This window comes from Sulfobacillus thermosulfidooxidans DSM 9293, from assembly GCF_900176145.1.
Taxonomy (GTDB): domain Bacteria; phylum Bacillota; class Sulfobacillia; order Sulfobacillales; family Sulfobacillaceae; genus Sulfobacillus; species Sulfobacillus thermosulfidooxidans.
This window is the reverse complement of the sequence record NZ_FWWY01000001.1, coordinates 3,212,915-3,228,339: the sequence shown is the minus strand read 5'-3', so window position 1 is coordinate 3,228,339 and position 15,425 is coordinate 3,212,915. Positions and strand designations below refer to the sequence as shown.

Genomic DNA, 15,425 nt, shown 5'->3' with positions numbered 1-15,425 from the left:
AAACCATGTGAATGCCGAAGAATTGGGGATAGTTAATCAATAATGATGTAATGGGAGGTTTCATGTTTAAATTTATCCACTGCGCTGATTTGCATTTAGATAGTCCGATGCGAGGGTTATCGGCTCGCGATGATGCTCCCGTAGAGATGATCCGTTCCGCAACACGCGAAGCGTTTAAAAAATTGGTTAACCTCGCCAGCGCGGAAAAGGTCCGGTTCATTATCATTGCAGGGGATTTATTTGATGGGGATTGGCCCGATTATTCAACCGGACTATTTTTTAATCGCATCATGTCAGCATTGAAGGATCTCGGTATAGATGTCTACATTGCGCAAGGCAACCATGATGCCGCATCAAATATCACCCGCCATCTGGTTTTGCCCTCCAATGTTCATCAATTTGCCACCGATCATGCCCAAACTTTTGTCATCGACGACGTTAAAGTTGCACTTCACGGACAGGGATTTGCCGCACGGGAAGTTCGTGAAAATATGGTTCTGAATTACCCCGATGCGCTACCGGATTATTTTAATGTCGGCGTTTTGCACACCTCCTTGGAAGGACATGAAGGCCATGAAACGTATGCCCCCTGCTCGGTCACAGATCTTATTCACAAACATTATGATTATTGGGCCCTAGGACACGTTCACAAAAGACAAGTCATTCGTGAAACGAATCCGTGTATTCTTTATCCGGGAAACTTGCAAGGGCGGCATATTCGAGAAACGGGAGACAAAGGATGTACACTGGTCACCGTTAACGGGCACGACTTGACCTTCGAACATCGTTCGTTGGATGTGTTACGGTGGTATTTAGTGGATATTGATTTAAGTGGTGCTGAACAACATGAAGATTTTGTAGAACGTGTTATCAGGACATTTCAGCAATATCGTGAGGAAAATCCCGGTATACCCTTAGCTCTCCGATTACAATTTTATGGTCCAACAGCACTACATGGTGAATTATTAGCGGAGTCGGACTACTTTTTCCATGAAATTGATAATGCGGTGGCGATGACCGCACCCGGTCAGATTTGGATTGAAAAAGTGAAATTTGCGACGTCTTATCCCGTAAAAACTGAACCATCGTCTTCCCAACTCAATGCGCTATCGAAATTGGAAATGTACATCAACGATGCGCAAAACGATGAGGAGTTTCTCCAACAATTTTTGCATGATATCGAACGGGTTCAGCTCCGCTTAAAAGCCTATACCAAATCCGACGGAGCAACGGTCATTGGGTCGTTGCAGGATGTAAAGACCTTAATAAGGGATGCTCAAGATGTCTTGTTAGCCCTGATGACGAAAGGAGGGCATTAAGGTGAAACTGCGGCACATAACCATTTCCAATGTTTTGCATTACCGCCATCTACACGTTGCCTTTGATGGGGCACCATCAGGCCTCCATATCCTTTACGGGCCGAATGAAACAGGCAAGACGACCTTACTTCGTGTGATGATTGATTGGTTATATGGTGGGACGATTGCAGAGCCGTTTCGCGACCATTACGACAGTCAAACCCTTCTTGACGGCGTCATCGAAGACGCTTTCGGAAACCATATTTCCTTGCGGCGCAAGAAACGTTATTCGCGCCTGGAATTGGCGAATTCCTCGATCTCTGAGGACGATCTGAAGCAATATTTGGGCGGCTATGATAAAGAACGGTTTATGTTGTTATTTGGATTAGACCACGAACGGTTACGTGAGGGGGGCGAGAGTCTCTTACAATCTGGTGGACATGCTGGGGTCTCGTTATTTGAGGCGGGAGGAGGGATCCAGCATCTGCATAATTTCTTGCGGGATTTGGATGAACGGGCTAATGCCATACTCGATCCGAGTTTTCGTCGGGGTTCTGCGAAACTTCTCAATAAACGGTGGAAAGAGTACCTGGATGCCGAACAACACATTCGTGACACCAGTGTCCGTTCCGAGGAATGGCACCAACAAAAACAGTCTATTGCAGCCTTGGAACATGAACTAGCCCAGATTAAGCAACAACGGCACGCTCTGGAACAGCAACGGGAAAAATTTAAGCGGTTGCAACGTGTTAAGACGATGCTGCCCGATCTTCACCGGGTGCGAGAGCAGATTCAAGAACTGGGCGCTATCATCCCGCTGACAGACGAAAACGAACAACTGATCGAACAGCTATTAGACACTCGTCAACAAATTGCCCGTAAAATCCAAGATATGGAAGCGCAGCGGCAACAACAACACGATCAGCTCCAAGCTCTCGTGCCCGAATCGCAATTGTTAACCCATACTCATGCGATTTTAAAGATCGGTCGTGCGCTCACGCAATATGAGACCTGGCGCAATGAAGAACTGCCCAAATTGCGGCAAGCCGAACAACAGGTATCCGCGGATATCGCTCTCCGCTTGAAATCGCTGGTAGCCGATCCCCATCATGCTACAGTGGACATGCTACGCATTCCTTATGAGGCCATGGAATCGATCAAAAGACTGATTGAAAAACTGCAAGAGATGACAAAGCAACGAGAAATCGAGGAGAAACGGTACCAAGATTTACTCAATGATCAAACTCAAAAACAAGACGCATTACGCCATCTCGGCGCCGTAGAGGACGTCACACCTTTACGAAACCTGGTGGATCAGATTCGTCATAAAGGCGCCCTGGACGATCAGATCGCATCCTTACGCCAACACACGGAGTCCCTGCGCCAAGGGCTTGAGAAAAGGCTTCAACAGCAAACCATTTTTGACGGTGACTTAGAGCATCTAGATACTCTGCCATTACCATTGGACACGACATTAAATTACTTTCACAGTGCGTGGGACACGATGGAAAGCCAGTTACGGGAACAACGCCGGGATATTGCGCATAAAGAGCAAAACTTGGCGAACTTGATCAGGGACTTAGAAAAGCTAGAACTCGAAGGCCACATCCCTGTAGAAGCTGAACTCATACAAGTCCGTCACCAACGCAATCAGACATGGTCACTATTGAAACGAAAGTGGCTATTTCACGAAGATATCCCGGGGGAAATCTCGGATCTGAATCCAGAACGGCCTGTCGAAGAGGTATTTGAAACCCTGTTGCACGAGGCGGACACTATCGCGGATCGGTTACGCAAGGAGGCGGACAAATCCGCTCGCCGAGCACTCTTGTTATTCAATCGCGATCAAATTACCCGTCAATTACAACAAGACCGCCAACGCCTTGAGCAATTACAAAACGAATTCACCGCAATGCAGCACACGTGGCAAAGACAGTGGGAGGGATCCGGGTTAAACGCCCAAAGCCCTGCAGAAATGAAAGAATGGTTAAGCACTTTTTATCAACCTCTGCGGGAAGGTCTGAGCACTCTAACCCAGGAGCAACAGGAACTACAAAGACTATTAAGTCAGCATGCCATGTTTCAGCAGCGTTTGCAAAATGCCGCTCAACAGTATCAGCTGGTTTTGGTGGATACCTCCTTAAATGAACAACTAGACCAGTGTGAAGAATTTGTCCGCAACATGGAGAGAAAGGCACAAGCTGCTCGGACGTATCAACACGATTTACAGACGATTGCAGACAAATTAGACCGGCAGCAAACCGTCCTAAGAGGGTACGATAATCAGTTGGCAGCTCTCTATAGCCAGTGGGCCCAATGGCGAGAAAAGTATCCCCTCATTCCCCATGACCCTGAAATTGCGGCGGGTTACCTTCAACAACTTCATGAGATATTTAGAGCGGATCAGAGAAAAAGTGAACTGGTTCAGGAAATTACCCGTAAAGAGGGGGCATGCCAGCGATTTGAGACCGAGACCCGTACCTTAGCTGAGCAACTGGGTGAACCCATTGATGAGCTGACATCCATCAGTTCGTGGATTTCTTCGGTATTGGCTCGGCTCGATGAGGCCAAGAATATTGCCAGTCAGCGACAACAAGTCGCCCGTCAAATCGATAACACGGACGAGGCGTTGAAGATGTTGCGTCATGAAGAGAACACCGTGAACGAGCAATTAAATACCTGGGTGTTACGGTATCAATGTCAAGATATTCTCTCTCTGCGCACTATTATTGAGCAATCCCGGCAATATAAAGAGGCACAGGACCGTGCTTTATCATTGGAAACCAATATTCGACAAGCTGGTGATGGGTTACCCCTGGCTGACCTTGAACAGGAATTTAATGCGGTGGATCCCACACTGGATTTGTCCTTGGAAATCGATCGCCTAACCGAACAAATTGACCAACTCATGACATACGAAGACACCCAAAAAGAGCGATTGAAGGAAATGCAGATATCCTTTCAAGGGTTAAGCGGAGACCGAGCCCTAGCCGCCGATGAGGCACAAGGCGCACAGTACCTGCTTGCAGACATTGACAGGTTATGGACAGAATACTTGCGCGTTGAATTAGCACGACGGTTATTGCAACGGGCTATAGAACTCTATCGTCAACAAAACGAATCGTCGATTCTTGATAGGGCCAGTCAATTTTTTCGCCGGCTCACCTTAAACCATTATGCAGCCCTAATGGTTGATTATGACGGTAATGTTCCGTATTTGGAGGCGCGGGATCAGCAAGGCAATAAGCGCCTGGTGGGACAGATGAGCGATGGGACTCGGGATCAATTGTACTTGGCGCTACGTCTAGCCTTTATCAGTCAACATCTCGATAATGGGGAGTCCTTGCCATTAATCTTAGACGATATTTTGGTTCATTTTGATGATGATCGCACGAAAGCCACGTTGGAGGTTTTAAGTGAGATGGCAAATCGCACTCAGGTTATCTACTTTACCCATCATCAATTGGTTGTCAATCTTGCCCATGATCTCCATCCCAAGCCGGCCCATGTTCATTACCTTGCACAACTTGTCTAATGGGCCATTTTTTGAAACAGGACGGGGTTATGGGCCTTGCACGTCCCAGGCCTCGTCCCAGTCACAAATGTTATTCATCAGCTTTTGGGCTAAGATTATCCGTTGAGGCCTAGTAACCAGAACGATAGGCGATAAGAGATTCTTTTGGGATGACAGAATGGTCCGAAAATATTTTCTCCTATAGTGTCCAATTTCTTATAATGATAGAATAATAAGAAATTTATGATATGGAGAGGATAGGAATGGGATCGTCATTTTCGTTAACCGATGTTCCCCTGATTGCTCCGAGCTACCGCCCATCGTCTCGCTTGCCGATTTCTTCGGAAAAAGACTACCCAGCCTTTTATCAGCGTTCGATTGAACATGTCGGAGCTTATTGGGCAACTGTGGCTCAAGAACTGGTATGGGATCAGATGTGGCATGCGGATATGCAAGGAGAATTACCAAACTTTGAATTTTTTAAAAACGGATATCTTAATGTCAGCGCCAACTGCATCGATCGTCACGCACAGCGCCATCCTCATCGCCAAGCCTTGAAATGGATCAGCGAAACCGGTGAGGAAAAAACATGGACTTATAGCCAGTTATTAGATCAAACGGCAAGAATGGCATCTTTTTTACGGCAACAGGGGATTCAACCCGGTGATGTTGTGGCCATTTTTCTCCCGAATTTGCTTGAAACATTTGCGGCGGTCCATGCATGTTATCGTATTGGCGCGATTTACAACATTATCTTCTCGGGGTTTTCCCAAGAAGCATTGTATGATCGGCTAGTTGAAACAAAACCCCGCATTATTATTACAGCCGACGGCACTTACCGCAGGGGACGCATCATTCCCTTAAAACAAACGTTGGATAGGATTGTGGAACGGATTGACAGTGTTGAACATGTTATTGTTATCCGACGGGCCAACACGGCAATCACCATGACGAGACCTCGTGATATATTTTGGGATGATATTTTGCATGATGTGACCACCTACCAGGATCCTCTTCCGATCGAAGCAAACCAACCCGGTTTTATTATTTATACGTCAGGAACCACATCGAAACCCAAAGGACTCATTCATAGTGGAGCCGGTTTCCTTGTGGGCGCTTACCACAATGTGAAATTTACGTTGGATTTGGGTGAGAATGATGTCTATTGGTGTACCGCTGATACGGGATGGCTCACGTTTCCAATTTTTGAGTTGGTAGGCGGTTTAGCTCACGGGGCGAGTATGATCGTCTATGAGGGCGCTATGGATTATCCGACGCCTGCCCATTTCTATCAAATTTTGTCTCACAATCAAGTGACCAAAATCTTTACGGCTCCCACTTGGTTACGGATGCTCGCACGTTTTGGCGAATCTTTAGCCCATGAATATGCGTTAGACACTCTCCAGCTTATTGGATTGGTCGGTGAGCCACTAGATGCCAATACATGGCAGTGGGTGCGTCAACACCTCGGATCGGGTCAGGTTGATATTAATAATACTTACGGACAAAGTGAAACGGGCAGTGCCTGGGCTTCGGGAATTGCCGGGGTCACCGCCATGAAACCGGGATCGTGTGGTCCGGCCTTACCCGGTCATGCCTATCAAATTGTCAACGCGAATGGGGAACCCGAGGCGTTGAACACGGCCGGCACATTAGTGTTAACGCAGCCCTTTCCTGCCTTAACGCGGGGGATTTGGGGAAATCGCGAACGATATTACACGCAGTACTTTAGCCAATATCCCGGACGTTATAACACCTTTGATACAGCCGTTGAGGATTCAAACCGTCATCTTTGGGTTTTGGGACGCATTGATGATGTGATTAATGTGGCCGCTCACCGGCTGTCCACCATGGAAATGGAAAGTGTGATCCTCCAATTACCGGGGGTTGCTGAATCCGCAGTCATTGGAGTCGATGACACCCTGAAGGGCCAAGTGCCCGTCGCGTTTGTCACCCTACGCGATAATTCTTTAAAACAGGAAAACTGGAATGCCAAAGTTGGGGAGCAAATCAGCCAGCAAATCGGATCTATTGCGCGACCCGCTCAGGTTTATGTTATTGACGCGATGCCCAAAACCCGTAGTGGGAAGATTGTGCGTCGTCTCCTGAAAGAGATTGTGACAACAGGCCGGGCTGAAGGGGATCGCACGGGCATGGAAAATCCCGAAATTGTGGATACATTAGTGGCTCAACTACAAGAGGCGATCCACTTACAAACAGATGACAGCTAAAAGGCCTCGGTTGAGGTGCCGGGGCTAGAAGAGGTTAGGGAGGAAGGGGCAGTCTGATATTGACTGTGATAAAGATCCCAGTAAAAACCCCGCCGGCGTAGCAACTCGTGGTGTGTACCCTGTTCGACAATACTGCCCGCATTCATGACCACAATGCGATCGGCATGGTGAATCGTGGAAAGGCGATGGGCAATAACAAAACTCGTTCGACCTTTAAGTAATTGATCCATCGCCCGTTGAATAAGCAGCTCCGTGCGGGTATCGACATTGCTCGTTGCCTCGTCCAATATCAAGATCGGGGGATCAGCTAAAATGGCTCGGGCGATGGTCAATAACTGTTTTTGTCCTCCCGAAATATTGATGGCCTCCTCGTTTAACACGGTATCATAGCCTTGGGGAAGGGTGCGAATGAAATGATCGGCTTGCGCCTGCTGGGCCGCGGCTATAATGGCGGAATCCGGAGCGCCTGGTTTACCGTAGGCAATATTTTCACGAATGGTGCCATGAAATAACCAGGTATCTTGCAAGACCATCCCCAGCAGCTGGTGCAGATCATCCCGGCCCATGTGACGAATGTCTATGCCATCGATGCGAATGCTACCTTGAGTGACGTCGTAGAACCGCATTAATAAATTCACCACGGTGGTTTTCCCGGCTCCGGTCGGGCCAACGATGGCAATCATTTGTCCCGGTTCCACATCTAAGGTGAAATCCTGGATAATGAGGTGATGGGGTGTGTAGCCAAAACTCACGTGATCAAATTGTACATGACCTTGAATAGGGTTTACTGAGGTGATCTCCGTCAAAGAGGACAAAGAGGATAAAGAGGATAAAGAGGATTCTTCTGGCGCATCGAGCAAATCAAAGACGCGTTCGGCGGATGCCATCGTCGACTGAATCACATTAGAAATTCCCGAGAGTTGATTAATGGGTTGGGAAAACTGACGAGCATACTGGATAAATGCCAAAATATCGCCAATTTGTAGTCGCCGTTGGGTTACTAATATGGCCCCTGTAACACTCACAAAGACATAGCCAAGATTACTGATGAAGGTCATGAGAGGCATGATAATGCTGGTCATAAACTGGGCTTTCCAGCTCGCTTCATATAATTGTTCATTGACTTCGTCGAAATGGCGAATCGCGTCGTGCTCGCGGGCAAAGGCTTTGATTACGTGATGTCCGGTATACATTTCTTCAATGTGTCCATTGAGTTGCCCAAGAATGCTTTGTCGTAAGGCAAAATATTTCTGAGCGCGTTTAGCAATGATGCGAGTAAAATAAAAACTCAATGGCAAGGTTAAAAAGACTGTGAGGGTCATGAGTGGGCTTATTGTAAGCATCATCACGATGACCCCAATAAAGGTGATTAACGCTTGAATTATTTGGGTTAAGGATTGCTGTAAGGTACTGCTAATATTGTCAAAATCGTTGACAAACCGGCTTAATATATCACCATGCGGATGGGTGTCAAAATAGCTGACCGGAAGTCGCGACAGTTTGTGATCCAATTGCTGACGGAGATCAAAAACTGATTTCTGCGTCACATGGGCCATCAAATACCTGGGAAGATAGTTGAATAGCGCGCTGATAACATAGAGGGCGGATAAAATAAACAGCCAATGTTCAATGACCATAAAATTGATTCCGGGTAGACCGTGCATTTTATGCAAAAAACCTTGGTATAACTGCGTGGTGATAATTCCCATAATACGGGGTCCAAAAATCGAAAATAGCGTTCCGATAATGCTGCTGAGCATAACAAAGGTCAGTGCCCATTTATAAGGCAGCAAATAGGTCATCAAACGCATGAGCGTCGCACGAAAGTGTTGTGGTTTTTCTCTGGAAATGGCGAAATTTTGACCCCAACCATGTCCGCCAGAGCCAATCAAAGGCATAAAGGGGCGGGGACGGTTCTGATCAGCCATCAACTAGCCTCCTCTGACAATTGTGAACGAACAAATTCCTGATAAACCAAAGAACTTTGCATAAGGGTTTCATGTCGACCACGGCCAACAATTTGCCCCTTGTCAAGAACCAGAATTTGATCAGCATCCATCACAGTCTGTACTCGTTGGGAAACGACAATTATAGCAGCATCTTGCAAGTATTCGCGTAAGGCCTCTTGGAGTCGCCGATCGGTTTGGTAGTCGAGAGCTGAAAAATTATCGTCAAATAGATAAATGTCTGCTTTTTTCACCAGGGCTCGGGCAATCGCCAGTCGTTGTTTCTGACCTCCCGACAAGTTATTCCCATTTTGGGTGACGAGCGACTGAAAACCGTCAGGAAGCCGCTGAATAAATTCGAGGGCTTGTGCAATTCGAGTGGCTTCTTCAACGTCCTCATCGGAAGCCTCGGGGTTACCAAAACGAATATTGTCGGCAATAGTTCCAGAAAAGATCACGGCTTTTTGGGACACATACGCAATTTTGGACCGCACAAATTGTTGAGGAAGGTTACGGATGTCTACACCATGTAATAATATAGCTCCCTCACTTACATCAAAGAACCGCGGAATGAGATTTAATAAAGCCGTCTTGCCGGATCCTGTTCCTCCCACAATCGCCGTAAGTTGGCCGGACGGAACGTCAAAGGAAAGATGAGACAAAACCATATCTTCGGCTCCCGGATAGCGAAAAGACACCCTATCGAAAATTAATGGGGGTGATGAGGAAGTCGTCAGTGTGGGAATCATCGTATCATCGTGATTGGTTACCGACGGGACGAGGTTCAGTACCTCAGTGATCCGCGCAGCCGATGCTTGCGCTCGGGGAATCATAAAAAACATGGCCGATACCATCATAATCGAAAACATAATTTGGGTGACATATTGAATGAAAGCCATCAAATTGCCTACCTGCAGTGTGCCTATGACCACTTCTCGTCCGCCAAACCACAAAATCGCCACGGTCGATAAGTTTATCATCAGCATCACCAATGGCATGAATAATGCCATTAACGCATAAACCCGAATCGAAACCTGGGTCAAATCTCCGTTAACACGTTCAAAACGAGACTGTTCATAAGGGTCCCGGTTAAAAGCCCGAATCACCCGCACTCCCATCAAATTCTCGCGAACAATACGGTTTAACACATCGACCTTCTGTTGCATCAAGTGAAACAAAACAAGACCGTGTTTCAAAATGAGATAAACTCCCACCGCTAAAAGAGGTAATACCACAAGCAGAATTACCGATAATTTGGCATTGGTGGTGACAGCCATTATGATGCCGCCCACAGCCATGAGGGGAGCAATCACCATCATGCGAAGCAGCATATTGACAAATTGCTGCACTTGCATGACATCGTTGGTTGAGCGCACGATCAAGGAGGAGGTTCCGAATTGGTCAAAGTCGTGCGGCATTAATGACTCCACATGGCGAAAAAGTTGGCCCCGTACAATGCGCCCGAATTCTGCGGAGGTTTTCGACGCCAAATATCCCGCGATAATAGAGAAGACCGCTGCCAACAGCGTGACGATCAACATCATAGTTCCCACTGTAAAAATATCGGACATATTCCCTTTGACGACACCTTGGTCCACCATATTTGCCATGAGTCGCGGTAAGTATAAGGTAGATAAGGTCTGCAAAAACGTAAAAATGATAATCAAACTGATGGAGAACCATGCTGGACGCAATATTTTTAATAGCCGTGTCATCATGTCACTCCATTTGGAATGGTCGTACCCCCCGGTACATAACCAGATTATGACAAACTCGTTGTTAGTACAAATCATAGCATATGGTGACCCTCATGACCTCCCATATTCCTCGCGCATTGTTGTAAATTCTTGGCCGAACTCATTTTGCCGGTCACGTGTCGGGTCTGAGGATAAAACCTTTGGTGTTGACGGTGATAACGGTTATTAGGCATTAACTTTTTCGCATTTTATTCGCCAAAACATTTTTTCATTGCCAAGAATTCAAATTGTTAGATAAAATAGGACCATCTTAAAGACAGAGAACAGTATGTTCACTAAAACACACACATGCACTCTTATTCTTCATCTGACAACATTTAAAGGGCGTGACTATGGACAGATTCACACGCAATGATTTGCGAATAATAGCGAATCGTCTAGAACGGGTTCTCAGCTCCTCTCGTGTTCGAATCGAACAGTTCGTTAATGATGGGAATGAAGAAGAACAGGTTTGGTCATTCATTAGAGTATTGCCGTCCTCAGAAAGTGAGATTATGCAAATTGTCCAGATGGCCCGGACCCAAGGGTGGCGAATGACTCCTAGTGGGGGTGGCGCGATGGGGTCTTACGGCAATATTCCCAGGCAAAGGCCTGTAATTGTTCTCGATACCCACAATCTCCAAAACATTATTCATTATGCTCCGGAAGATATGCTGATTACGGTCGAAGCGGGCATGACATTACACAAGCTCCAACATATCCTGGCTCAAGAAGGACAAATGTTAGCACTTGATCCCGTGTGCGATGAAGAGACCACGACCATTGGCGCGATTGTAGCGACGGCTAAATCGGGACCTTATCGTGCGCATTATGGCACGCTTCGCGACATGGTTACGGGCCTTCGGGTGGTATTGGGCGACGGGACTGCGGTCAAAATGGGAAGCCATGTCGTCAAAAATGTTGCTGGCTATGATCTCAGCAAGTTGTTTATCGGATCTTTGGGTACTTTAGGGATTATTACCCAGTGCACCTTGAAAGTGAAGCCGATTCCGCGCTACCGCGAACTTTGCGCTTTGCCGGGGACTCTTAACGAAATTATCAGCTGGCAACGTGCCATTATGGACTCATCCTTGATTCCCGCCTGTTTTGAATTAATGGGAGAGATACCGTTGTTACCGGGGAACACGGCGACGTCCTCGCCATGGACGTTAATCATTGGGAGTGATGAAAATGAAGCCTCAGCTCGTTTTCAGCGTGACACGCTCTATCAGCTGGCTGGACAGTCATTGCAAGTCATAGGGCCTTTAGAGGTCGACGATTTTTGGCGGGAGTACCGGCGGATTCTTGGTGCCGCTTCCATCGTTCTGCGCTTACAGACACAACCGGCCCATATCGCATCACTGGCTTCTAATATTCAACACCAACTGAAGGCTGATCACGATATAACCTCACATATCTCGGTGACTTTACCCGAGGGCATCGGACGTTTGTTTCTCAAAACTGAGCATGTTGACGAGGCCAAACGCGCCCTGACTCGTCTTCGCCAATGGGTTCAATCCCAGCAGGGCACGTTGGTTATTGAAAAGGCTCCACTGGCAGTACGCCACGGTATTGAGGTTTTTTACAGTCCTCGTCTCCAAGATGGGGCATTAGAACTTATGCAGTTAGTAAAGGATCAGTATGATCCGCAGCATCTGTTCAATCCGGGAATATTTGTCGGAGGGATCTAACCATGGCAGAAAGACTGGTATCAACGAATGAAGAGCGCGCAACAGCATTTGGTTATCCGGAGCCGCCTCAGCCCGATAAATATTCTAAATGTGTTCACTGTGGCTTTTGCCTGGAAGTTTGCCCCACGTACCAACAATCATCCGATGAAAATCATTCCCCGCGAGGACGCGTGTATTTGATCAAGCAAGCGGCTCTCGGCGATATTCCATTAGATGAGGCTGTCATTGATCCGGTGATGACCTGCTTGGATTGCCGGGCGTGTGAAAGCGTCTGCCCTTCGGGAGTGGAAGTGGGCAATCTCATAGAACATGCCCGCGGGCAAATTTATGCCTGGCAAACAGAGCACGGGCGGCTAAACCGCGTTCAGCAATTTACCCTCCGTCATCTGTTTCCCTATCCGAAACGACTGAGGTGGGCTGGCAAATTCCTCCGATTCTACCACCGATCGGGTTTGCGTTCTCTCGCTCACAAAACCCAAATAACCAAATTATTGCCCCAACACCTGCGGGATTACGAAGATATTTTGCCTACGCCGTCCTCTCCGACATTGACAACATGGCCCACCGTGACTTCACCTCAAACCTCGCCCAAGGGCCGAGTAGGACTCCTTACGGGCTGTGTCATGGATGCTCTCATGTCACCGATTAATGAGGCCACGATACGCGTTGTCGCACATAATGGTTGGGAAGTTGTGATGCCTACTCAACAAGTCTGCTGCGGTGCTTTGCATGTGCATGCGGGTGATAGGCTTACGGCTCGGTCTCTGGCCCGAACGAATATCCGTGCCTTTCTTGAAGCGGATGTGGATTACGTCATCACTAACTCGGCTGGGTGTGGGGCGGCCATGAAAGAATATCCCGACTTATTTGAGGAACTTTCTGAAGAGGAATATGATTTGGCAACGCAATTCGCCAACAAGGTACGGGATGTCTCGGAATTTTTGGTCGAAACCGGCTTTGAGCCACCCAAACATTCCATATCGGGTGCAGTAACCTATCATGATGCATGTCATTTATGCCACGCACAAAAAATTAGGCAGCAACCCCGCCGCTTGATCCAATCCATTCCAGGAATCCAGTTTGAAGAAATGCCCAATGCAGACCGCTGTTGTGGGAGTGCAGGGATTTATAATCTGACCCATCCCGACATGGCAGGAAAACTATTGGATCAAAAAGTCGCGGATATTCCGCCAGATGTAGATACAGTGGTTCTAGGCAATCCCGGTTGCCTTTTGCAGATTAAAGCCGGGTTAAACAAACATCAACGTCACGTGAACGTTGTCCATACAGTGGAATTGCTTGACTTAGCCTACCAACAGGAATCCGGTTTAGAGTCGTAGGGGATTAGCTCACGTCCAATTCTCAACTGACCGCATGGGCCCTTATGTGACTTATGACCCCTGATAAGGGGACGCGCGTTGACACTCTTGAGGAGAAAGGATATTGCAATCGTTCTAGCAAGAAGGGGAGTACCCTCGGTTTCAACCGCGTGCGTAACTCGATGAAAGAAGGGAAGAGAATGCTCGATACGCAAAGTATTCAGGCTATTCAATGTATTGTCGGGGAGAAGAATCTGCTATATGATCCGGCCCGAATTAAAGCCTACAATTGTGATGCTTATACGGCGGAAAAAGCTGAACCTACCGCCGTCGTTTTTCCTGAAACGACTGAACAGGTATCCTTGCTTGTACAATATTTTTACCAACACGGTATTGCATTTCTTCCTCGCGGGGCGGGGACTGGGCTCAGCGGAGGAGCAACGCCCACCCATCACGAAGTTATTATTAATCTGGTCAAGATGGACAAAATTTTGAGTATTGATTATGAGAATCACCGGGCGGTTGTTCAACCGGGTTTTGTCAACTTACACTTGACGCAAAAGATTGCGAGTCATGGCTTTTATTATGCCCCTGATCCTTCCAGTCAGTCCGTATGTACTATCGGAGGTAACGTCGCCGAGAATTCGGGTGGATCACATTGTTTAAAATATGGCGTCACCACCAACCACGTGGTCGCAGTCAAATGCGTGTTGCCCACTGGTCGGATTGTGGAACTCGGGGAAAATTTCGGAGATGCCGTGGGTTATGATTTGCTAGGCGTCGTTGTCGGATCCGAAGGCACTTTAGGCATCGTGACGGAAATCACTGTCAAAATTCTTAAAAAGCCGGAATCTGTCAAGACACTTTTGGCCTTGTTTGACCGCGTTGAAGATGCATCAGATACGGTATCAGCACTAATCCGCCATGGCATCATTCCAGCAGCCTGCGAAATGATGGACAAACTCACCTTATATGCCGTCGATAAAAGTCACTACCGTGTGGGTTATCCCTCTGATATTGAGGCCGTGTTGCTTATTGAAGTTGATGGGCTGGAAGCGGGTGTCGATGATGTGGCAGCGGAAGTGATGAATGTTTGCACCGCGCATCATGTACGCACGGTAAAGCTTGCGGCCAACGATGCCGAAAGGGATTTATGGTGGAAAAGCCGAAAAATGGCCTTCCCGGCTATCGGGCGCATTTCTAACGACTATCTAGTGCAAGATGGAGTGATTCCCCGAAGTCAACTGACTCATGTGCTTGAAACCATTGCGGCACTTAGCCAGCAATTCGGGTTGCGTGTGGCCAATGTTTTTCACGCGGGTGATGGTAATTTACATCCTCTCATTTGTTATGATGCGCGAAACCCAGAGGAATTAGCACGTGCAGTAATGCTGGGACAACAAATTCTCGAGTTATGTGTCGATGTGGGGGGAAGTATTACGGGAGAGCATGGAGTCGGTATTGAAAAAATTCAACAAATGGCCTATATGTATAATGAATTGGACTTGAACGCTCAATCACGCCTCCGACAAATTTTTGATCCGTTAGGACTGTGTAACCCAGGCAAAATTCTGCCCACGCCACAGAGTTGTGGGGACCGTCCCACACGTCATGGTGTTGTGAGCATCCCATCATCCCTATAATGGCATGGTTAGAGATGGATAGACCCTATGGGGGCACAAGATGGGAT

General features: G+C 47.5%; 8 protein-coding genes. 6 read left to right on the top strand and 2 right to left on the bottom strand.

All coding sequences use genetic code 11. The annotated features are described in order from the left end of the window. The first annotated feature begins 62 nt into the window (after positions 1 to 62). The 3 genes from B8987_RS15950 (at position 63) to B8987_RS15940 (ending at position 7,043) form a co-directional block, all read left to right on the top strand. Complete coding sequence (locus tag B8987_RS15950; RefSeq protein WP_020374402.1) at positions 63 to 1,319, top strand: metallophosphoesterase family protein; 1,257 nt, start codon at positions 63 to 65, stop codon at positions 1,317 to 1,319. Between the two features lies 1 nt (position 1,320). Continuing rightward, on the top strand, positions 1,321 to 4,833 hold the full coding sequence (locus tag B8987_RS15945; protein WP_020374403.1) for an AAA family ATPase: 3,513 nt from the start codon (positions 1,321 to 1,323) through the stop codon (positions 4,831 to 4,833). A 242-nt stretch (positions 4,834 to 5,075) separates the two neighbouring features. After that, positions 5,076 to 7,043 (top strand): acetate--CoA ligase, encoded by a 1,968-nt coding sequence (locus B8987_RS15940; protein ID WP_084661700.1) that lies wholly within the window; start codon positions 5,076 to 5,078, stop codon positions 7,041 to 7,043. Here B8987_RS15940 and B8987_RS15935 read toward each other — a convergent pair. Next, entirely contained in the window at positions 7,040 to 8,971 is a 1,932-nt protein-coding gene (locus B8987_RS15935) for an ABC transporter ATP-binding protein (RefSeq protein ID WP_020374405.1), read from the bottom strand. The genes B8987_RS15940 and B8987_RS15935 overlap by 4 nt on opposite strands. Then, on the bottom strand, positions 8,971 to 10,707 hold the full coding sequence (locus B8987_RS15930; protein ID WP_341349034.1) for an ABC transporter ATP-binding protein: 1,737 nt from the start codon (positions 10,705 to 10,707) through the stop codon (positions 8,971 to 8,973). Before B8987_RS15930 ends, B8987_RS15935 begins: the two co-directional genes overlap by 1 nt. 371 nt (positions 10,708 to 11,078) lie before the next feature. Between B8987_RS15930 and B8987_RS15925 the strand changes: the two genes are divergently transcribed. The 3 genes from B8987_RS15925 (at position 11,079) to B8987_RS15915 (ending at position 15,378) form a co-directional block, all read left to right on the top strand. After that, the gene (locus B8987_RS15925; protein WP_084661699.1) at positions 11,079 to 12,416 is read left to right on the top strand and encodes an FAD-binding oxidoreductase; all 1,338 of its coding nucleotides are present in this window, start codon (positions 11,079 to 11,081) and stop codon (positions 12,414 to 12,416) included. Positions 12,417 to 12,418: 2 nt separating this feature from the next. Then, on the top strand, positions 12,419 to 13,756 hold the full coding sequence (locus B8987_RS15920) for a (Fe-S)-binding protein (protein ID WP_084661698.1): 1,338 nt from the start codon (positions 12,419 to 12,421) through the stop codon (positions 13,754 to 13,756). Positions 13,757 to 13,935: 179 nt separating this feature from the next. Further along, entirely contained in the window at positions 13,936 to 15,378 is a 1,443-nt protein-coding gene (locus tag B8987_RS15915) for an FAD-linked oxidase C-terminal domain-containing protein (RefSeq protein WP_020374408.1), read from the top strand. Positions 15,379 to 15,425 lie beyond the last annotated feature (47 nt).

Coding starts and splice junctions, on each gene's coding strand:
- B8987_RS15930 (WP_341349034.1), bottom strand. CDS start 10,707: ATGATGACACGGCTATTAAAAATATTGCGTCCAGCATGGTTCTCCATC.
- B8987_RS15920 (WP_084661698.1), top strand. CDS start 12,419: ATGGCAGAAAGACTGGTATCAACGAATGAAGAGCGCGCAACAGCATTT.
- B8987_RS15940 (WP_084661700.1), top strand. CDS start 5,076: ATGGGATCGTCATTTTCGTTAACCGATGTTCCCCTGATTGCTCCGAGC.
- B8987_RS15915 (WP_020374408.1), top strand. CDS start 13,936: ATGCTCGATACGCAAAGTATTCAGGCTATTCAATGTATTGTCGGGGAG.
- B8987_RS15925 (WP_084661699.1), top strand. CDS start 11,079: ATGGACAGATTCACACGCAATGATTTGCGAATAATAGCGAATCGTCTA.
- B8987_RS15950 (WP_020374402.1), top strand. CDS start 63: ATGTTTAAATTTATCCACTGCGCTGATTTGCATTTAGATAGTCCGATG.
- B8987_RS15935 (WP_020374405.1), bottom strand. CDS start 8,971: ATGGCTGATCAGAACCGTCCCCGCCCCTTTATGCCTTTGATTGGCTCT.